16 protein-coding genes are annotated in these 19,000 nt (G+C 69.6%); 3 read left to right on the top strand and 13 right to left on the bottom strand.

Translation table 11 applies throughout. The annotated features are described in order from the left end of the window. Positions 1–3 precede the first annotated feature (3 nt). From def to smc, 5 genes are all read right to left on the bottom strand, one after another. On the bottom strand, positions 4–543 hold the full coding sequence (def, locus tag ACAM57_RS15070; RefSeq protein ID WP_369662212.1) for a peptide deformylase: 540 nt from the start codon (positions 541–543) through the stop codon (positions 4–6). Positions 544–589: 46 nt separating this feature from the next. Next, positions 590–994, bottom strand: a complete 405-nt coding sequence (locus tag ACAM57_RS15065) for a hypothetical protein (protein ID WP_126020226.1) — start codon at positions 992–994, stop codon at positions 590–592. 127 nt (positions 995–1,121) lie between these two features. Next, positions 1,122–3,209: an NAD-dependent DNA ligase LigA gene (ligA, locus tag ACAM57_RS15060; protein ID WP_369662211.1), complete on the bottom strand. Its 2,088-nt coding sequence runs from the start codon at positions 3,207–3,209 to the stop codon at positions 1,122–1,124. A gap of 24 nt (positions 3,210–3,233) precedes the next feature. Further along, entirely contained in the window at positions 3,234–4,337 is a 1,104-nt protein-coding gene (locus ACAM57_RS15055; protein WP_126020229.1) for a cell division protein ZipA C-terminal FtsZ-binding domain-containing protein, read from the bottom strand. An 18-nt stretch (positions 4,338–4,355) separates the two neighbouring features. Next, positions 4,356–7,871, bottom strand: coding sequence for a chromosome segregation protein SMC (smc, locus tag ACAM57_RS15050; protein ID WP_369662210.1), 3,516 nt, complete (start codon positions 7,869–7,871; stop codon positions 4,356–4,358). Between the two features lie 171 nt (positions 7,872–8,042). Between smc and ACAM57_RS15045 the strand changes: the two genes are divergently transcribed. From ACAM57_RS15045 to ACAM57_RS15035, 3 genes are all read left to right on the top strand, one after another. Next, positions 8,043–8,768 (top strand): hypothetical protein, encoded by a 726-nt coding sequence (locus ACAM57_RS15045; RefSeq protein ID WP_369662209.1) that lies wholly within the window; start codon positions 8,043–8,045, stop codon positions 8,766–8,768. 134 nt (positions 8,769–8,902) lie between these two features. Continuing rightward, positions 8,903–9,595: a mobilization protein gene (locus tag ACAM57_RS15040; protein WP_126020235.1), complete on the top strand. Its 693-nt coding sequence runs from the start codon at positions 8,903–8,905 to the stop codon at positions 9,593–9,595. A 79-nt stretch (positions 9,596–9,674) separates the two neighbouring features. Then, on the top strand, positions 9,675–10,385 hold the full coding sequence (locus ACAM57_RS15035) for a DUF4339 domain-containing protein (RefSeq protein WP_369662208.1): 711 nt from the start codon (positions 9,675–9,677) through the stop codon (positions 10,383–10,385). A gap of 28 nt (positions 10,386–10,413) precedes the next feature. Here ACAM57_RS15035 and fabG read toward each other — a convergent pair whose 3' ends face one another. Genes fabG through ACAM57_RS14995 form a run of 8 tightly spaced genes read right to left on the bottom strand, consistent with a single transcriptional unit; the run spans position 10,414 to position 18,997 of the window. After that, on the bottom strand, positions 10,414–11,145 hold the full coding sequence (gene fabG, locus ACAM57_RS15030) for a 3-oxoacyl-ACP reductase FabG (RefSeq protein WP_369662207.1): 732 nt from the start codon (positions 11,143–11,145) through the stop codon (positions 10,414–10,416). Then, entirely contained in the window at positions 11,142–11,624 is a 483-nt protein-coding gene (locus ACAM57_RS15025) for a hydroxymyristoyl-ACP dehydratase (protein WP_369662206.1), read from the bottom strand. Before ACAM57_RS15025 ends, fabG begins: the two co-directional genes overlap by 4 nt. After that, positions 11,621–12,391: a class I SAM-dependent methyltransferase gene (locus tag ACAM57_RS15020; protein WP_369662205.1), complete on the bottom strand. Its 771-nt coding sequence runs from the start codon at positions 12,389–12,391 to the stop codon at positions 11,621–11,623. The genes ACAM57_RS15025 and ACAM57_RS15020 overlap by 4 nt, the downstream gene beginning before the upstream one ends. Beyond that, the gene (locus ACAM57_RS15015) at positions 12,388–13,212 is read right to left on the bottom strand and encodes a polysaccharide deacetylase family protein (protein ID WP_184637646.1); all 825 of its coding nucleotides are present in this window, start codon (positions 13,210–13,212) and stop codon (positions 12,388–12,390) included. Before ACAM57_RS15015 ends, ACAM57_RS15020 begins: the two co-directional genes overlap by 4 nt. A gap of 17 nt (positions 13,213–13,229) precedes the next feature. After that, positions 13,230–15,644 (bottom strand): MMPL family transporter, encoded by a 2,415-nt coding sequence (locus tag ACAM57_RS15010; protein ID WP_369662441.1) that lies wholly within the window; start codon positions 15,642–15,644, stop codon positions 13,230–13,232. Next, positions 15,644–16,291, bottom strand: coding sequence for a LolA-related protein (locus tag ACAM57_RS15005; protein WP_369662204.1), 648 nt, complete (start codon positions 16,289–16,291; stop codon positions 15,644–15,646). The genes ACAM57_RS15010 and ACAM57_RS15005 overlap by 1 nt, the downstream gene beginning before the upstream one ends. Further along, positions 16,263–17,285 carry an acyl-CoA synthetase gene (locus ACAM57_RS15000; protein WP_369662203.1) on the bottom strand — a complete coding sequence of 341 codons (1,023 nt, stop codon included), beginning with the start codon at positions 17,283–17,285 and terminating at the stop codon, positions 16,263–16,265. The genes ACAM57_RS15005 and ACAM57_RS15000 overlap by 29 nt, the downstream gene beginning before the upstream one ends. Then, positions 17,285–18,997, bottom strand: coding sequence for an AMP-binding protein (locus tag ACAM57_RS14995; protein ID WP_369662202.1), 1,713 nt, complete (start codon positions 18,995–18,997; stop codon positions 17,285–17,287). Before ACAM57_RS14995 ends, ACAM57_RS15000 begins: the two co-directional genes overlap by 1 nt. Between the last annotated feature and the right edge of the window lie 3 nt (positions 18,998–19,000).

Here is a 19,000-nt window from a genome sequence, read left to right as displayed (position 1 = left end):
GGCTCAATCGTCGTCGGCAGCATCGAGGCCCGGGAACAGCACCTCGGTGTAGCCGAAGCGCGAGAAATCGCGCACCCGCATCGGGTAGAGCTTGCCCAGGAGATGGTCGACTTCATGCTGCACCACGCGCGCATGAAAACCGGTGGCGACCCGCTCGATCGGATCGCCATACGGGTCGAACCCGGAGTAGCGGATGTTGGCGAAGCGCGGCACCACGCCGCGCAGGCCCGGCACCGACAGGCACCCTTCCCAGCCCTCCTCTTCATCGTCGTTCAGCGGCGTGATGATGGGGTTCAGCAGCACGGTGCGCGGCACCGGTGGCGCATCGGGATAGCGCGGATTCACGACGTCGGTGCCGAAGATCACTAGCTGCTGGTCGACGCCGATCTGCGGCGCGGCAAGGCCGGCGCCATTGACAGCATGCATGGTCTCGAACATGTCGCGCACCAGCATGTGCAGCTCGTCGGTATCGAAGGCGGCGACCGGCTGCGCGATTCGCAGCAGCCGGGGGTCGCCCATTTTCAGGATTTCGCGGATGGCCATGGCGGGATTATCGCGATGGCTCCAGTTCTCCACTCCCGACGGGGAATCAGGGAGGGGTCTGAGTCTTGGAGTCGGGAGAAGTCCACAGTCGCGCGTTGCCGCGCGGTGGTGTGGGGATCGAACCCGGACCGCCACCAGCGATCGGCGGCCGGGGCGGCACCACCACCGGCGGAGCTACCGGCCGGCCACCGCCACCCCAGACCGGCGGGCGTGCCGGATAGCCCGGACGATCGTAGTAAGGCCTGTCGTAGTAGCGCGGACGCCGCTCGTAGTAGGCCCCGCCGTTGATGTAGACCGGCGCCGGCACCACCACAGGCGCAGGCTCGCTGTAGTAAGGCCCCGACGAATAGCCCCCGCCGTAGTAGGGATCGGCGGGCACGCCCACGCAGCCCGACAGCAGCACGACGCCACCGGCTGCAGCAAGGGCACCGAGAACTCGAATTTTTTTCATGAGGGACTCTCCTTGTGGCCTTCAATTAGCTTTCAACGCCAGGTTTTAGACCCTGTTGACTGCGCTCCGATGAAGTCGCGTAACGGCCGGTAAAGAGGACTGGCCGCCTTTGCCGACTGCGCCCCGTTCAGGCCGCCAAAACGCCATTGGCGAGGATCTCCAGCATACGCGCCTCGTCGATGATCTCCACGCCGGCTTCGCGCGCCTTCTCGAGCTTGCTCCCGGCCTCTTCGCCGGCCACCAGGTAGTGGGTCTTCTTGCTGACCGAGCCGGACACCTTCGCGCCGGCCGCCTCCAATTTATCCTTCGCTTCGTCGCGGCTCAACGTAGGAAGGGTGCCGGTGATGACGAAGGTCAGTCCCGCCAGCGGCTTCGGCGCCCTGGCGGCCGGCTCGCCCTCTTCCCAGGCCAGTCCGCAGGCGCGCAGTTGCTCGACCACCTCGCGGTTGTGCGGCTGGTCGAAGAAGGTGCGCAGGCTCTGCGCCACCACCGGGCCGACGTCGTTCACCTCGAGCAGCTGTTCTTCGGTCGCGTCCATGATCGAATCCAGCTTGCCGAAATGCTTGGCCAGGTCCTTCGCGGTCGACTCGCCCACGTGCCGGATGCCCAGCCCGAACAGGAAGCGCGGCAGCGTGGTCTTCTTCGAGGCTTCGAGGGCATCGACGAGGTTCTTCGCCGACTTCTCCGCCATTCGATCCAGTCCCGCCAGCGTGGTGAAACCCAGCTTGTAGAGGTCGGGCAAGGTGCGGATCAGGTTCGAATCCACGAGTTGTTCGACCAGCTTGTCGCCCAGCCCGTCGACGTCCACGGCGCGGCGCGCCGCAAAGTGCAGGATGGCCTCCTTGCGCTGCGCCGCGCAGAACAGGCCGCCGGTGCAGCGGTAATCGACTTCCCCCTCCTCGCGCACGGCTTCCGAGCCGCACACGGGGCACTTGTGCGGCATCGTGAAGACGGCGCCGCGCTGCTCTTGCGGCTTGGCCAGGCTGTCCGGTGCCACGCCGACCACCTCGGGAATCACGTCCCCCGCGCGGCGCACGATCACCGTGTCGCCCACGCGAACGTCCTTGCGGCGGGCCTCGTCCTCGTTGTGCAGCGTCGCGTTGGTCACGGTCACGCCGCCGACGAACACCGGCGCCAGCTTGGCCACCGGCGTGAGCTTGCCGGTGCGCCCGACCTGGATCTCGATGCCGACCACCTCGGTCAGTTGCTCCTGCGCCGGGTACTTGTGGGCCACGGCCCAGCGCGGCTCGCGAGAGACGAAGCCCAGCTGCCGCTGCAGTTCGATGCTGTCCACCTTGTAGACCACGCCGTCGATGTCATAGGGCAAGGCGTCGCGCTGGCGTCCGATGTTCTCGTGAAACGCTATGAGTTCGATAGCACCGGTAGCCCGAGCAGTCTGCGTAGCCACGGGGAAGCCCCATTCATGGAACTGCTGCAGCCAGTCGAATTGCGTCGGCCAGTCGGGCCCGCCCTCGGCCACCGGCGTGACCTCGCCCAACCCATACGCAAAGAAGCTCAGGGGCCGCGCCGCCGCGATCGCCGGATCGAGCTGGCGCACCGCACCGGCCGCCGCATTGCGCGGATTGACGAACACCTTCTCGTTCTTCTGCCCCTCGGCGATCTTCTGGCGTTGGCGTTCGTTCAGCGCGTCGAAATCCGCGCGCTTCATGTAGACCTCGCCGCGCACCTCGACCACCGGCGGCGCCTTGCCGTCGAGGCGCAAGGGAATCTCGCGCACCGTGCGGATGTTCTGCGTGACCTCCTCGCCCACCTCACCGTCGCCGCGCGTCGCGGCCTGCACCAGCACGCCGTTCTCGTAGCGCAGGTTCATGGCCAGCCCGTCGAACTTCAGCTCGCAGACGTAGCTCACCTGCGGGCCGTCCTCGGCCAAGCCAAGCTCGCGGCGCACGCGCGCATCGAAGGCGCTGGCGCCGCCGGGCGTGATGTCGGTTTCGGTGCGGATCGACAGCATCGGCACCTTGTGGCGCACCTTCACGAAGCCGTCGAGCACCTTGCCGCCCACGCGCTGGGTCGGCGAATCGGGCGTGCGCAGATCGGGAAACTCGGCTTCGATGGCCTGCAGGCGCTGGAAGAGCTTGTCGTACTCCGCGTCCGGCAGCTCGGGCGCGTCGAGCACGTAGTAGAGATGGGCGTGCCTGTGGAGCTGTTCGCTCAGTGCGGCGGCTTCGCGTGCCGCTTCGTCGCGCGTCGTCATGGTGTCTCCCGGGGAGGAATCGGATTAGCTGAAGAGCCGCCGCGCCAGCGGAGAGCCCGCCGCAAGGTCGCGCCCGTCGAGCGTGTCGTAGAGCTGTTCGAGGTCGGCGCCGATCACGTCCATGGTCTCGTCGCGCAGCAGCTGGCCGTCGCTGTCGGTGACCACGCCGTCCATCTCGCGCGCCAGCGTGGCGGCGGCTTCGCGCATGCGGCGGAAGGGTTCCTCGGCACGGTCGACCTGCGGCACGTCCAGGCTCAGGCTGAGTTCGCGGATGGCCGACTGGGCCGGATCGTCGGCCAGCGCGGCCTGGGTGTCGAAGGCCAGCCCGAGGATCGGCGGCAGGCCCGCCTCGCTGGTCGGCAGCACCATGCGGCCCGGGATGATGCCAGCCACGAAACCGAGGCGCGCGGCGTTCTGCTGCACGTAGCCCGGGCTCCAGGCCGCATGCAGCGCGCGCAGCACGAAGCCCAGCTGCGCATCGTGCGCGCTGGCGAACTGGTCGAGCTCGCGGGCGCGCGCCACCTCGTCGAGCATCTCGGGAAACTCGGGCGCGCCGTTGACGGCATCGGCAAAGGCCTGGGCCTTGACCACGAACTCAGAGTACTCGATCTCGTTGAGCGCCCCGGTGCGGTTGGCCAGCTGCACGCCGACCTGGAAGGCGCTGTAGCGCTGGCCGGGCACGGGCGGCTCCCACTGGCCGGTGTGTTCGTTCAGGCCCTCGATGGCCACCGGCTTGCTGCCCGCGCGGCGAGTGGGCGGCATGGCGGCGATGGCGGCGTCGCCCGAGGCCAGGCCGTCGAGCGAGATCGGCGCGATCACGTCGATCAGCGGATCGAGCCCGCCGCGGCGCTCGGCCGCGGGCGCTGGCACGCCGCTGGGCGCAGGAAGATCGGGGTCGAACAGCGGCTCATGCCGGTCGGAGCCCTGCACCTTGTTCGGATCGGCGTGCAGCACCGGCTCCACGCCGTCATCGCCAGCGGCCAGCGCGCGCTCGGCCTCGTCGAGCGCGACGTCGACTGCATCGGGTTGGCGGGGCGCGTTGCGGCGCGACATCATGGCCTCGTAGCCGACAACGGCCGCGAGAACGAGGCCGCCGAAGATTGCCAGGGCGAGTGTGAGATTGCTCATGGATCGTTGCCGCCCGGCTTATGCGGCTTCGACCATCGAGACCGCCGACTCCATGTCGACAGCCACGATGCGCGACACGCCCTGCTCCTGCATCGTCACGCCGATCAGCTGTTCGGCCATTTCCATGGCGATCTTGTTGTGGCTGATGAAGAGGAACTGGGTTTCGCGGCTCATGGCAGAGACGAGTTTGGCATAGCGCTCGGTGTTGGCGTCGTCCAGCGGCGCGTCCACTTCGTCGAGCAGGCAGAAAGGCGCCGGGTTCAGCTGGAAGATGGCGAACACGAGCGCAATGGCCGTGAGCGCCTTCTCGCCGCCCGACAGCAGATGAATGGTCTGGTTCTTCTTGCCCGGGGGCTGCGCCATCACCTGCACGCCGGAATCGAGGATCTCGTCTCCGGTCATCATGAGCTTGGCGTTGCCGCCGCCGAAGAGCTCGGGGAACATGCGGCTGAAGTGCTCGTTGACGATCTTGAAGGTGCCGCCCAGCAGGTCGCGTGTCTCGGCGTCGATCTTGCGGATGGCGTCTTCCAGCGTGCCGATGGCTTCGTTCAGGTCGGCCGACTGGGCGTCGAGGAAGGTCTTGCGCTCGCTGGCAATGGCCAGTTCGTCCAGCGCCGCCAGGTTCACCGCGCCGAGCGCGACCACCTCGCGGTTGAGGCGGTCGATTTCGCCCTGCAGCCCCGTGAGCTTCACCTTGTCGTTCTCGATCGACTGCTCGACGGCTTCGAGGTCGGCACCGGCGTCGTCCAGCAGCTGTTGGTATTGCTCGACGCCCAGGCGCGCGGCCTGCTCCTTGAGTTGGAACTCGGTGATGCGCTGGCGCAGCGGATCGAGCTCGCGCTCCAGCTGCAGGCGGCGTTCGTCGCTGGCGCGCAGCTTGAGCGTGAGGTCGTCGTACTGGCTGCGTGCCGAGCCCAGCGCGGCTTCGCGTTCGAGCTTGAGCGACAGCGCGTCCTGCAGGCCGGCCTGCGCGGCGGCGTCGGACAGGCGGCTCAGCTCGGCGCGGGCGCGCTCGTCCTCGTCGGTCAGCGCGACGGTCTGCTGCGCGGCGGTCTCGATCGAGCGGTTGAGTTCGGCACGGCGTGCTTCGAGCGTGCGCTGCGAGAAGGTGGCCTCCTGCGCCTGGCGCTCGAGGCTGCGGTGCTGCTCGCGGCTCGCGGCCAGCGCGCGGGTGGCCTCGATCACGCGTTCGTCGAGCTCGGCATGGCGTTCCTGGCTGTCGGCCAGCTGCATGTCGAGTTCCTCGAAGCGGCCTTCGGCGGCAATGCGCCTTTCCTGCAGCTCCTCGAGTTGCGCATCGACTTCGCCGATGTCGGAAGCCAACTGCTGGCTGCGGGCGCGGGTCTGCTCGGCCAGCTGCGTCATGCGCAGCGTCTCGACCTGCAGCTCGTGCGCGCGCGACTGGGTTTCGGCGGCTTCGCGCCGTGCCGTGACGAGGCGCGAGGCGGCGTCGGCATACGCGGCTTCGGCGCGGACCAGCGCGGTGCGCGCTTCCTCGGTGATGAGCGTCTGGGCGCGCAGCTGGCGCTCCAGGTTTTCCATTTCCTGCTGGCGGGCCAGAAGGCCTGCCTGCTCGGAATCGGGCGCGTAGAAATTGACGCTGTGCGCCGACACGGCATGGCCGCTGCGCACATAGATGACCTCGCCCGGCTGCAGCGAGCCGCGCTGGGCCAGCGCTTCCTCGAAGCTCGCGGCGGTGTAGCAGCCGTGCAGCCAGTCGTTCAGCAGGGCTTGCTGGCCTGCATCGTTCAGGCGCAGCAGGCTCGACAGGCGCGGCAGCGCGGCCGAGCCCTCGGGCGTGCTGGCGGCCGGCGGGCTGTAGAAGGCCAGCTTGGCGGGCGGCGCGTCGTTGCCGAAGGCGCGGACCATTTCCAGCCTGCTGACCTCGAGCGCACCCAGGCGCTCGCGCAGTGCCGCTTCGAGCGCGTTCTCCCAGCCCTGCTCGATGTGGATGCGGCTCCACAGGCCCTGCAGGCCGTCGAGGCCGTGCTTGGCGAGCCAGGGGGCCAGCTTGCCGTCGGTCTTGACCTTTTCCTGCAGCGCGCGCAGCGCCTCCAGGCGGGCCGAGAACTCGGCGTGGCGGGCGCCCTCGGTGTTGACGGCCTGTTGCTTCGTGCGGCGATCGTCGTCGAGCTGCGGCACGGCTTCGAGCAGCTCCTGCAGGCGCGCATCGGATTCGCTCGCCGCCTCCTGCGCCATCGCGTACTGCTCCTGCATGTCGAGCAGGCGGGCCTCGTCGGGCGCGGCCAGTGCGTTCTGGTCGGCGCGCAGGCGTTCGCTGCGCTGCATGAGCTGGCGGCTCTGTTCCTCGATGTTGCGCTGGTCGGCGGCCAGCACCTGGATCTGCTGCTGCACTTGCGACACGGTCGTGCGCTGGGCGTTGGCTTCGTCCTGCGCGCGCTGCACGGCCTCTTCGAGCTCGGGCATGCGCGCATCGTGCTCCTCGAGCTGTGCGGCCAGCATGATGGCCTGCTCCTCGGCATCGACGCCCGCGCCGGCCAGGGTCTCGATCTCGGCTTCTGCTTCCTCGCGGCGGCGGCCCCATTGGCCCATCTGCTCGCGCAACTGGACGAGGCGCTGCTCGACGCGCTGGCGGCCCTCGACCACGAAACGGATCTCGCCTTCGAGCCGGCCGACTTCGGCGCTGGCCTCGTAGAGCTTGCCTTGCGCCTGGTTGACCTGGTCGCCGGCGCCGTAGTGGGCCTGGCGCACGGTTTCGAGCTCGGCCTCGATGTGGCGCAGGTCGGCCGTGCGCGATTCGAGGTCGTTGATCGCGCGCTCGGAATCGGCCTTGATCTTCGCCTGGTCGGCGTTGCTCTCGCTGCGCTTGAGGAACCACAGCTGATGCTGCTTCTTCGTGGCATCGCCCTGCAGCGCGTTGTAGCGGGCGGCCACCTCGGCCTGCTTCTCGAGCTTCTCGAGGTTGGCATTGAGTTCGCGAAGAATGTCTTCCACTCGCGTGAGGTTCTCGCGCGTGTCGCCCAGGCGGTTCTCGGTTTCGCGGCGGCGCTCCTTGTACTTGGAGACGCCGGCGGCCTCCTCGAGGAAGAGGCGCAGTTCCTCGGGCTTGGATTCGATGATCCGGCTGATCGTGCCCTGCCCGATGATGGCGTAGGCGCGCGGGCCGAGGCCGGTGCCCAGGAACACGTCCTGCACGTCGCGGCGACGCACCGGCTGGTTGTTGATGTAGTAGCTGCTGGTGCCGTCGCGGGTCAACACCCGGCGCACCGCAATTTCGCCGAACTGGTTCCACTGGCCGCCGGCGCGGTGGTCGGCGTTGTCGAACACCAGTTCCACGCTCGAACGGCTGGCCTGCTTGCGGGTCGTCGTGCCGTTGAAGATCACGTCCTGCATCGACTCGCCGCGAAGCTCCGAGGCGCGCGATTCGCCGAGCACCCAGCGCACCGCATCCATGATGTTCGACTTGCCGCAGCCGTTGGGCCCGACGACGCCCACCAGTTGGCCCGGCAGCATGAAGTTGGTGGGTTCGGCGAACGACTTGAAGCCCGATAGCTTGATGGAATTAAGACGCACGACTTGTCGGCCTGCCTTGGCTGTAGAGCCAAGGTATTGATTTGTAAGGAAAATTGCACGGGCCCGCAGCTTGCAGCAGGCCGCCGCCCCAGCCGTGGATGATAACGTCAGGGCATGCACGATTCCCCGGTTCCACCCCTCGCCGCACGATGGGCCCGCCGCCCGGCGCGCATGGCCACCCGACTTGCCGTTCTGCTCGCCGCCCTGGTCGGCATGGCCGGCTGTTCGTCGATGCGCGACACCGAGCGCGCCGAGCCCTACACCAACCAGGAATGGCTGCAGTCCGGCGCCAACCGCATCGCCAATCTCTCGCTGCGCGACAACCTGCAGTCGGTGCGGCGGGTGCAGAGCACGCTCTACAAGCGCAACCCACGCGAATGGCGCAAGTCGGCCGCCAGCATGGACGAAGCCACCCAGCGCGCCTGGGACGCCGTGCTCAAGGGCCCGCCGCTGCCCGAACTCAAGGGCGCCAGCGGCATCGACGCCATCCGCATGGCCTTCGACACCACGCCGCAGGGCTACCAGGGCGACCGCGTCGCGGCGCTGGTCTACGGCTGGGCCACCATGCTCAAGCAGGCCAACGGCGACACCTGGGACCAGACCATGCTCGACGGCGTCAACGCCGAAAACAGCTTCCGGGCCGCGCGCAACTTCGAGATCTCGCTGTGGCTCATCTCCTCCAAGACCGGCCCCGACGGCCAGCCCCTGCTGCTGGCTACCGAGATCAGCGACCGCGGCCGCAATCTCGTGGCCGACCGCGAACTGTCGAAGGTGGTTGCGCGACTCGACCTCATGGCTGCACAGGCGGACGAGAAATACCGCCGGGCCGCGCTCGACTTCGGGCAGAACTGGGTGATGGGGGTGGTCATGCCCCTGTTCACGCTCGTGCCCAAATGAGCCGGGCGGGCGCGTCTCTTGCTGCACGCCGTTACGCGATGGCCGCGGGTGGCAAGCCGAAGCAGAAAACCGCCCCCTAGAATGGCCCGGCCCTCCCCCTCTCTTCCTCAACCCATGCGAGGCAGCAGCAACTCATGAGCTCCATCAACTTCATCGGCGGCGAAAAAGGCGGTGTAGGCAAGTCGGTCACCGCGCGGGTGCTGGCCCAGTACTTCATCGACCACAGCCGGCCCTTCACCGGCTTCGACACCGACCGCTCGCACAGCTCGTTCACCCGCTTCTACGAAGGCTTCGCCTCGCCGGTGGTGGTCGACAGCTTCGAGGGCCTGGACACGGTCGTCAACGGCTTCGAGACCAACCCGCAGCAGAGCGTGATCGTCGACCTCGCGGCGCAGACGCTGGCGCCGCTGGCGCGCTGGATCAAGGAATCGGACCTCTTCGACGTGTTCGCCGAGATCGGCGTCACCGTCAACTTCTGGCACGTGCTGGACGACGGCAAGGACTCGACCGACCTGCTCGGCACGCTGATCGACACCTTCGGCAACCGCCCTAACTACATCGTGGTGCAGAACTACGGACGCGGCAGCGACTTCGGCATGCTGCTGGGCTCGCAGTCGCTCTCGAAGGCCACCGCGAACGGCGCCCGCGTGATCGCCCTGCCGCGCCTGCACGACGCGAGCATGCGCAAGATCGACGCGCAGAACACCAGCTTCTGGAAGGCCGTGAACGACCGCGACGGCCCGCATGCGCTGGGCCTGCTGGAGCGCCAGCGGGTGAAGTCGTGGCTGGCCACGGCCTACGCGGCCTTCGACACGCTGCCCCTTTGAGCCTTCGCCCGGTCGGTCGAGGCTGCGCGCGCTCGGGCAGACCCTAGATCCCACAAGAACAGAAAGAGGGAGATTCGCCTTGCACATCCACGTCAACCGGAACGGCCAGGCCTTCGGCCCCTACGAAGAGAGCGAGGCCAGGGCGCTCTATGCCCGGGGCAACATCGCCGCCACGGACATGGTCTGGCGCGAGGGCATGGCCGAATGGCAGACGGCCCTGCAGATGTTCGGCGAACGGGCGACGCAGCCCGGTGCGCCTGCCGCCGTCTCGCCACCTCCCTTGCCGCCGCAGCAGGTGCCCGCGGTGCCGGGCTACGCCGCGCCGCCGTCCTCCTACGGAAAGCAGACCGTGGTCCCGCGACAGGACCTGCCGCCCAGGCTGCATTGGGCGCTGGTCCTGTTGTTCACGGTGCTGAGCTTCGGCATCTTTGCCCTCGTCTGGCCGTTCATCCAGTCGACCTGGGTGCGCAAGATCGATCCTCGATCCAATGCGACCCTGTACCTGATCGGCTACATGATCCTGGCGGTCATCGGGGGCCTGATGGACAGCGCCTCCGACTCCTCGGGCAACCAAGGGCGTGACCTGCTGCTGCAGATCCTGTCGTACGTGCTCTTCTATTGCGGGTGCTACTCGATGAGGCGCTCGATGATCGAGCACTACAACAATGTCGAACCGATCGGACTCAGGCTCTCCGCAGCCATGACCTTCTTCTTCGCCATCTTCTACCTGCAGTACCACATGACGCGGATCGCCAGGTGGAAGGCGACCGGAGACATCACGCCGCAGTAGCCGCCGCCGTGTTCCGGAGCAGGGTCCCTCAGATCATCCCGCCGTTGATCGAGATCACCTGCCCCGTGATGTAGCCCGCACCCTCGCTCGCGAGGAACGAGGCCAGCGCCGCCACTTCCTGCGGCGTCCCGGCGCGCTTCACCGGCACCATCTGGTTGATGACGGCGGGGTCGAACACCGCATCGGCCATCGGCGACGAGATGATCCCCGGCGCGATGGCGTTCACCGTCACGCCGCGCGAGGCCACTTCGAGCGACAGCGCCTTGGTCGCGCTGTTCAGCGCGCCCTTGGCCGCGGCGTAGTTGACCTGCCCGCGGTTGCCCGCGATGGCAGCCACCGACGAGATGTTCAGGATGCGCCCCCAGCGTGTGCGCATCATCGGCAGCAGCAGCGGCTGCGTGACGCGGAAGAAGCCGTTGAGCGACACGTCGATCACCTTGTGCCACTGGTCGGCGCGCATGCCGGGCAGCACGGCGTCGTCGTGCACGCCCGCGTTGTTGACGAGGATCTGCACCGGCCCGCCTTCGAGGATGCGCGCGCAGGCGGCAGCAGACGCCTCGTCGCTGCACAGGTCGAAGACGTGGCATTCGGCCTTGCCGCCCGCGGCCGCGATCGATGCCGCCAGCTGCTCGACCGCCTCCGGCCGCGAATTGGCGTGCAGCAGCACCGTGGCGCCGTCGCGCGCCAGGCGCTCGGCCATGGCGGCGCCGAGCGCGCCACTGGCGCCCGTGATCAGTGCGCGTTTTCCTTCGAGGCTCATGGAGACGGCGTGCTTTCTTGTGCTGCCGCGGCGAGCGGCGTGTTCAGGACCACCACGGCGCGGCCTTCGGCCAGCATGCGGCCGTCCTCGGCCGCCACCGTGAATTCATAGAGGATCTGCCGGTCGTCGCCCGACAGGCGCCGGGCCCCGACTTGCAGGGCGCCGGCCACGTCGTCCAGCCGCGCCACCGCCAGCTTCACGTTGCGCGCGCTCGCGAGAAAGCCGGCCGACGGCGCGCTGCCCTCCTCTGCCAGCAGGCCGCCATGCAGGGCCATGGCCTGTGCGGCGTATTCGATGGCGTTCGGCGCCAGCAGCCCGCTTTCGGTGCGCAGAGGGTTGTCTGCCTGCGCGTGGGTGGTGGTGGTACAGCGGATGGATTCGGTGTCCCAGCCTTCGAGCCGCTCCAGCAGGCACATGCTGCCGCTGTGCGGAATGCGCAGGGCGATGCCCGCGCGGTCGAGCGTCTGTGGCGCGGTCAAGCGGCCGGCTCCAGGTCGGCCACCAGCAGCACGTTGGCGAAGGGAGTGCCTTCGCTCATCGGAATGCTCTGCACGCGGAAGCCCAGGCGGTCCAGCACAGCCGTCCACTCGGCCAGCGGACGGCCCCAGGTCGGCGAGACCTTGTGGCCGCGGATGCGCGTGACCGTGCGGTCCACCCACTGGCTGATGGCGAAGCCGCGCCGGCTGGACGCATCGCCCACGCGCAGCAGCAGCCGCGCGTGCGGGTTGCCGCCACGGCGCAGTGCGTCGCGCACGCGCAGCAGCACGCCCTCCTGCGCTTCGAGGTTGACGTAGTGCAGCACGTCGAGGATCACGACGAGGTCGCACTCGGGCAGATCGGCCTTGCACATGTCGGCGCAGACCAGCCGGGGCGTGGGCTCCAGGTGGCCGATGGAGGCCTCGGCGCGCGCCACGTCCTTGGGCATGAGCTCGATGCCGGTGTAGTCCGCGCCGTGCGGCGTGGCGTCCCACGACGACGGCCAGCGGCCCTGCTTCTGCATCGCGCTCATCGAGGCCAGCAGGCTCGCGAAAAGGCCCTGGCCGCAGCCGATGTCGACCACGCGCTGGTGCTGCGCGCCGAAGAGCCGGCGTTCGAGCAGCCCGCGGAACACCGGGTCGCGTCCCAGCTTGCCGCGCGCGAAGTGCCAGGCGAAGTTGCCACCCTTCTTGTACGGAATGGTGGCGGCCTCGTGCAGTTCGCGCCACGCGACCTCGGTCGAAAGCGAAGGCGACATCGTGGCGTTCATGGTTTCAGCCCTTCCGGCAGGGTCACGGAGCGCAGTCCATCGGCGCGCAGGCGTTCGAGCAACAAGGGCAATACCTCCAGCAAAACAGGTTGTCCCGCAGCGGTGCGCGCGGCGTTGCCGTCATGCAGCAACAGGATGTCGCGCGCCTGCAGGTTGCGGCTCAGGCGCGCCATCACCTTGGCGGCGTCGCCCTCGCGGGTGTCGAAGCCGCGCCGCGTCCAGCTCACGAGCGAGAGGCCGAGGCGGTGCAGCACGGGTTCCAGGAACGGGTTGCGCAGGCCGGCCGGCGCGCGGAAACAGGTCGGGCGCTGGCCGGTGACCTCGGCGAGGATGTCCTGCGCCCGCGCGATCTCGGCCGCGAACCCGCGCGGCCCGAGAAACGAGAAGTTGTGCCGGTGCCGCGCCGTGTGGTTCTGGATGCTGTGGCCACGCGCGACGATCTCGCGCGCCAGCGCCGGCTGCGCCAGCACGCGCTCGGCGATGCAGAAGAAGGTGGCGCGCTGGCCGTGCGCATCGAGCAGGTCGAGCACGCGTGGCGTGACCTCGGGCTCGGGGCCGTCGTCGATGGTGATGGCGACTTCGCGCCGCGCCGCGGCCGCCTCGGGCAGCCGCGTCACGTTCGGGCCCAGCAGGCTGCTGCGCGGCGTAAGGCCCGCGCCGGTGATCAGCGCGTGGTTCAGCACGATCGCGCCCACGGCCCACGGCAAGGCCCCCGGCACCAGCACGCCCGCGCCGATGGCTGCCGCGTGCCAGGCCGCGCTGGCGCGGATGGCCGGCGGCCAGGGCCAGGATTCGTTGGTGGACGCGGGAGCGGAAGACATGGCGCTGGATTTTCCCCTCATGCGCTGCGTGGAGCCTTCGAAGGCCCCACTCGCCGCGCGAAAGCCGCCGACAGCAGCAGCGCCAGCAGCGCCCCCGGCGCGACCACCCGACCGATGGACGACAGCGCCGGAATGTCGGAAATCGCGATCAGCCCGAAGGACACCACGGTCGTCAGGTTGGCCAGCATCAGCGAGGCCAGCGTGTCTTCGTCGGCCCTGCCGGTCGTGCGCAGCTGGTCGAAGAAGAGCGCGTAGTTCGAGCCCACCGCCACGATCAGCAGCAGCCCCACCAGGTGCAGGATGCCCAGCGCCGCCTGCAGCACGGCCATGCCGCCCAGCGTGAGCACCACCGCGAACAGCAGCGGCTGGCACACGGCCAGCAGCCGGCGCCACGAGCGCAGGTAGATGCCGAGCAGCACCACCACCGCCAGCGCGCCGAGCAGCACCTGCACGAAGGCCTCGTGCAGGTAGCGCTGGTACAGGCTGGCCAGCTCGCGCCCCACGTCGACCACCTGCACTTCGGGCAGACCCGCCAGCGCCGCTTCGAGGCGGCCCTGGTCGAACTTCGCGCCGGGGTGCAGCACAACCAGCGTGCCCCAGCCGCCGCCAGGGCGCTGGTACATCAGCGTGTTCAGGACCGGCCCCAGCGGTCCCTCGGCCAGTTCGGCGCGCTGCACCGGCGGCAGCTTGCGCGCGGCCTCGATGTCGGCGAGGAAGGGCTCGAGCCGCGAGGCCGGCAGCGGCAGGCCCTTGGTGGCCTCGGCCAGGTTGGCGCGCAGGGTCGCGGCATCGGGCGGGCCCGCGATGCGCGCGAGCTGCACCTCCATGCTCGGCAGCACGCGGGTGACGGTCTCGTAGCCGACCAGTTCGCCGCTGTCGACCAATGCATCCAGCTTCGCGGCGGCCGCCTCGGTGTGGCGCAGCGCGGCCTGCTCGTCGTCGCCGAAGGCGACCACCAGCACGCCGCCGTCGCTGGCGCCGATGTCGTTGCGCAGCATTTCGTCGAGCTGCTGGGAAGCCTTGGGCACCGGGCTCATGGCGCCGAGGTCGGCGCGCCACAGGTGGCCGCCCTGCCACAGCACCAGCGCCAGCGCCGCCACGCCCAGCGCTGCCAGCGGCCAGCGCAGGCGCGGCAGGCCGCGCACCAGCGCGCCTGCCAGCTGCGCCATGTAGCGGCGCATGCCCATGCCGGTGGCGCCATCGGGCGCCAGCACCGGCAGCACGTAGCGCGTGGCCAACGCGGCCGAGACGAGCCCGGCGATGGAGAACACGCCCAGTTGCGCCAGCCCCGGGAAGCCCGAGAACACCAGCGCCGCGAAGCCGCACACCGAGGTCAGCAGCCCCAGCCGCACGGTGGGCCAGTTCAGGTCGCGCCAGCGCTGCCAGCCGGTACCGGCCACCGCGCCCGCGCCGACCTGGCGCGCCTGGATCAGGTAGTAGATGGCGTAGTCGACCGTCTCGCCGATCAGGGTGCTGCCGAAGCCCAGCGTGAGGCCGTGCACGGAGCCGAACACCAGGCTCACGCTCGCGGTGCCGATCACCACGCCGGTGGCCACCGGCAGGAAGGCGATCACCAGCGCGCGCGGCGAGGCGAAAGCCAGAAGCAGCAGCCCGCCCATGACGATGCCGCCCACCACGGCGAGATGGATCGCCTCGGTCTTGATCTTGTCGCGGCTCATCACCGAGAACACCGGCGGGCCGCTCAGCAGCAGCTTGGGAGCCTCGGCGCCCATGCCGCGCGTCGCGGCCTCGTAGGCCGAGTGCACGCGGGCGATGGCGACGGCCTGCGCGTCGAGGTCGCTGCCGGCGGCGCGCGTGGTGGCGATCATCAGCGCGCGCGGCGCGGTGCGCGACATCCACACGCCGTCCTCGCTGCGCGGCGAGCTGGCCGGCACCAGTTCCATGGCGATGCGCTGCGTCTCGCCGGTCGGGTCGCGGTCGAGGAAGGGCTTGATCACGTTGCCGGCCGGCGTGCCCAGCATCGACAGAGTCTCGTTGATCGCGTCGCGCAGGCCCTCGACGGTGAAATGCCCCGGGTTCATGCCCGGCGAGAGCTGGTAGCGGTGCTGGAACACCCAGGTGCCGCTGTCGCTCCAGTCGCTCACGTCGCCGTTCTGCACCAGCTCGAAGAGCTTGCTCTCGCGCATTTCCTTCGCAACCGCGCGCGACACGGTGGCCCGCTGCGCCGTGCTGCCGCCTTCGATGCCCAGCATCAGCGTGCGCGAGGCGACGCCGCTTTGCAGCTGCTCGATCAGCACGCGCTGGCGCACGTCGGGGCTCTTGGGCAGGAAGGCCGAGAGATCGGCGCCGATCTGCGTGCGCGCGATGACCACCACGCCGCACAGCAGCACCAGCAGCCATGCCAGCAGCACGGCCGCCCTGCGCCTCCAGGCCGGCGGACCGCCCGCCTGCTGCAGCTGCCCCGGCTGCATCACGGCGTGGTGCGTCCGGGAGCGCCGGCCGGCGCTGGAGCCGGCCCGGGGCCGGCGGCGCCCGGCGTGATGTTCATGACCGAGCGGTCGCCGCCGACGAATTCCATCTCGAGCCCGAGCACGTCGCTCGCGCGGCCGCTGATGCGCATGCTGCGCACCTGGGCGGCAAGGCGGCTGTCCAGCGGCGCGAGGTCGAGCGTCCACCTGGCGGCGGAGCCCGACACGGTGCTGCGGAAGTAGCGTTGCAGCGTGGCGCCGTCGCCCGTCAGCGTGCCGCGCATCGCTTCGACCAGGCCGAGCAGTTCGGGCATGCTGTCGAGCGCCAGCGTGCGGTTGCGACCGCCGCGCGAGAGCGTGAGCGTGTTGCCTTCGACCGCCATCGTCTCGACGCGCGGCGACAGCGTGCGGCGCACCAACTTGTCGGGCGCGTCGAAGCTCAGCGTGCCGCTGGCGTCCAGCGGGCCTTCGAGGCCGTGCACGAAGCGCTGCTCGGTGAAGCGGGCCTCCCCGCTCTTCTGCTTGGCCAGCAGCGTCATCAGCTCGGGCAGGTCGAATGCAGCAGCCCAGGCCGGCACGGCGCAGAAGGCCAGCGCGAGCACGAATGCCCTGCAGAGCCGGTCAAGCCGCATCTTCGAGCCAGAAATCATGGAAATTGAACCAGTTGTAGGGGTACGCACGGCACATCGCCTCCAGGCGCGCCACGTAGGCTTCGACCGCCGCGCGGATGCGCTGCTCGCGCTCCGCCGGGCTGGCGGCCCGCTCGCCGAAATCGGCCAGCGGATCGAACCGGACATCGTAGCGCGCGCCGCCGTCGTAGAGACCCGCCATGAAGAACACCTTGCGGCGCAGCAGCGCGGCCAGGCGGAAGGGACCGTCGTTGAAGACGGCGGGCTGCCCGAGAAAAGGCAGCACGATGTTGTTGCCGCGCTGGTGCGCGGGCTGCTCCTCGCCGCCGGGCAGCGTGCGGTCGGCCAGCATGCCGCCCATGCCGCCGCTGTCGAGCCAGTCGCGAAGCTCCAGCATCGAATGTGGCCGGCCCAGCGCGATGACGTGGGGGCGCAGCTCGGGCACCGCGATGGCGTTGAGGATGCCGGTGATGCGCCGCGCGTTGTCGGGGTACATCAGCATCGCGACGCGCAAGTGGCGCTGGTGCGTCTGCTGCTTGCAGGCGCCCAGCGCCTCGAAGCTGCCGACGTGGGCGCCGAGCAGGAAGGCGCCCCGCCCGTTCGCCATCTCGAGGTCGAGCGGCTCGTTGCCCCGGATCTTCACCTTGAACAGGTCCATGCGCCCGCGCAGGAAATACACGCGGTCGAGCACCGTCGAGGCAAAGGCATGCAGCAGCCGGAAGCCGTCGACCCAGCCCGCATGCGGCCCGATGGCGCGGAACAGGTAGCGCTTGATGTGCCGGCGCTGCGCCGGTGCGAACAGCAGGAAGTACAGGGCAATGGGCGGCAGCAGCAGCCGCGTGATGTGCCGGCCGAACACCAGCGCCATCATCACGATGAAGCGCAGCGCGAGCATGTTGCTGCGCTCTGGCGCGCGTGCCCAGTCGCCGCCCTCGCCACGCTCCCCCTTGGGTTCCGTCTGGCCGTTGCGGGAAGCCTCATCCAGGGCGCGCCTCTCGACGTCGGTGTGCTTCATCAGCCCGACTCTTGCACGCCGGTCCAGCGGCCGGTGACAGCCACCACGCCGTCGCAGCGAACGTCGAATCGCACGCCGCGGGAGGCGCCGGCCTCGGGGTTCAGTTCGATGGAGAGCACGGCGCCGGGACGCACGGGCGCGAGGAACTTGGCCGCTGCCAGCGTGGGATGCCCGCCCAGCCGAGTGACCAGCGCCGGCACGCGGCGGATGGCCTCCATCACCTCGGCCAGCACCAGCGCGCCGGGAAGCAGCGGCTGGCCCGGAAAATGGCCGGCGAACACGGGGTGATCGGCCGGCACCGCATGGGCCATCTGCACCGGCGTATCGTCTTCCGCGAGCTGCGCCAGCGCGAATTCGCGCAGTGCCCGCACGGTGAGCTTGCCCGTGCCCTCGCGCGGGAAGGACTTCACCTGCACCACGCGGCGCGGCACGAAAACCGCCTCCAGCCGCTGGCGCAGCGCGGCGATGATCTCGCCCGCCGACAGCGTGGGCGCGACCACGAAGGCCACCGGCCGCACCACGCCGTCGGCCACCTCGTCGGGCAGCCAGAAGGCGCCGTCGTCCACGCCGGGGATGCTGTTGAGGTGGAAATTCAGGTGCGCGAGCGAACTGCGCCGGCCCGCCACGTGGATCAGGTCATTGGCGCGGCCGAAGAGCCGGAAGCGGCGCTCGTCCAGCAGCTCGAGCACGTCGGCCATGGGCGTGGGCTCGGGCATGAAGTCGCCGCTGAAGATGAAGCGCTCGGGCCCGCCGTCGGCCGAGGGCTCGGCATGCACGCGGATCTCGCCGAAGGTTTCCCAGATCTCGTTGTCGGTGGTGCGGCGCGTGGCGACCTGGCCCGACTCGGTGCTGCCGTAGATCTCGAGCAGCACGCCGCCCATCGCCTGCTCGGCCTGCTGCGCGAGCTGCGGGGACAACGGCGCGGTGGCCGACAGGATCAGGTCGACCGGCGGCAGCTCGATGCCCGAGAGCAGCAGCGTCTTGAGGTGGAACGGCGTGGTCACCAGCGCGCGCGGGCGCGGCACCGAGGCCAGCGTCTTCGCGACGTCGGCCGGGAAGAACGGCCGGCCGCTCTCGAAGGCCGCGCCGCCCAGCATCGCCAGCAGCACCGACGACTCCAGGCCGTAGCTGTGCTGCACCGGCACCGTGGCGACCAGGGTCAGGCCTTCGAGCGTCGGGCGCTCCAGCACCCGGCACAGGCGCTTGACGGCCACGGCCACGTCGCCCACCAGCGTGCGCCAGGTCTTGGCGTGCGGCTGGGGGACGCCGGTGGAGCCCGAAGTCAGCAGGCTCGCGGCGTGCATGCCCGCGTCGATGCGCGGCACGTCCACGGGAGCATCATCCGCGGGGCCGGCCAGTCCTTCGAGCAGCAGGCGCCCGATACCCGGCGTCTGAATGTGCGAGGCGTCGGTGTGCGCGAAAAGCGGCGAGCCGTGCGATTCGAGCAGCCGCGAGATCGTGTCGGGCCGCGCGTCGGGCGGCAGCATGCTCGCGCGGCCGCGCACCAGCGCCGCGCCGAGGCTCACCGCGAAGGCATAGCGGTCGCCGCAGAGATTGACGGCATCGCCCTCCGCGGGGAGCGTGGGAGCGAAGCGGGCCACGTCGGCCAGGAACTGGCGCGCGCTCACGGGAACGCCCGCGCGCCATGCAAGGGGTGCGTCGGGGTCGCGGTTCGCGAGCAGTGGCAGGAATCGGTTGTCGTCTGTCGTCACGCG

Source organism: Variovorax sp. V15 (genome assembly GCF_041154425.1).
In the GTDB taxonomy this organism is placed as follows: Bacteria; Pseudomonadota; Gammaproteobacteria; order Burkholderiales; family Burkholderiaceae_C; genus Variovorax; species Variovorax guangxiensis.
Note: the sequence above shows the minus strand (reverse complement) of the source record. Positions and strands in the feature narration are given on the sequence as shown.

Bases quoted from the DNA above. Each gene is read 5' to 3' on its own strand.
- ACAM57_RS15000 (WP_369662203.1), bottom strand. From the start codon at position 17,285: ATGAAGCACACCGACGTCGAGAGGCGCGCCCTGGATGAGGCTTCCCGC.
- ACAM57_RS15005 (WP_369662204.1), bottom strand. From the start codon at position 16,291: ATGATTTCTGGCTCGAAGATGCGGCTTGACCGGCTCTGCAGGGCATTC.
- fabG (WP_369662207.1), bottom strand. From the start codon at position 11,145: ATGAGCCTCGAAGGAAAACGCGCACTGATCACGGGCGCCAGTGGCGCG.
- ACAM57_RS15015 (WP_184637646.1), bottom strand. From the start codon at position 13,212: ATGTCTTCCGCTCCCGCGTCCACCAACGAATCCTGGCCCTGGCCGCCG.
- ACAM57_RS15020 (WP_369662205.1), bottom strand. From the start codon at position 12,391: ATGAACGCCACGATGTCGCCTTCGCTTTCGACCGAGGTCGCGTGGCGC.
- ACAM57_RS15040 (WP_126020235.1), top strand. From the start codon at position 8,903: ATGAGCTCCATCAACTTCATCGGCGGCGAAAAAGGCGGTGTAGGCAAG.
- ligA (WP_369662211.1), bottom strand. From the start codon at position 3,209: ATGACGACGCGCGACGAAGCGGCACGCGAAGCCGCCGCACTGAGCGAA.
- ACAM57_RS15045 (WP_369662209.1), top strand. From the start codon at position 8,043: ATGGCCACCCGACTTGCCGTTCTGCTCGCCGCCCTGGTCGGCATGGCC.
- ACAM57_RS15055 (WP_126020229.1), bottom strand. From the start codon at position 4,337: ATGAGCAATCTCACACTCGCCCTGGCAATCTTCGGCGGCCTCGTTCTC.
- ACAM57_RS15010 (WP_369662441.1), bottom strand. From the start codon at position 15,644: ATGCAGCCGGGGCAGCTGCAGCAGGCGGGCGGTCCGCCGGCCTGGAGG.
- def (WP_369662212.1), bottom strand. From the start codon at position 543: ATGGCCATCCGCGAAATCCTGAAAATGGGCGACCCCCGGCTGCTGCGA.
- ACAM57_RS15065 (WP_126020226.1), bottom strand. From the start codon at position 994: ATGAAAAAAATTCGAGTTCTCGGTGCCCTTGCTGCAGCCGGTGGCGTC.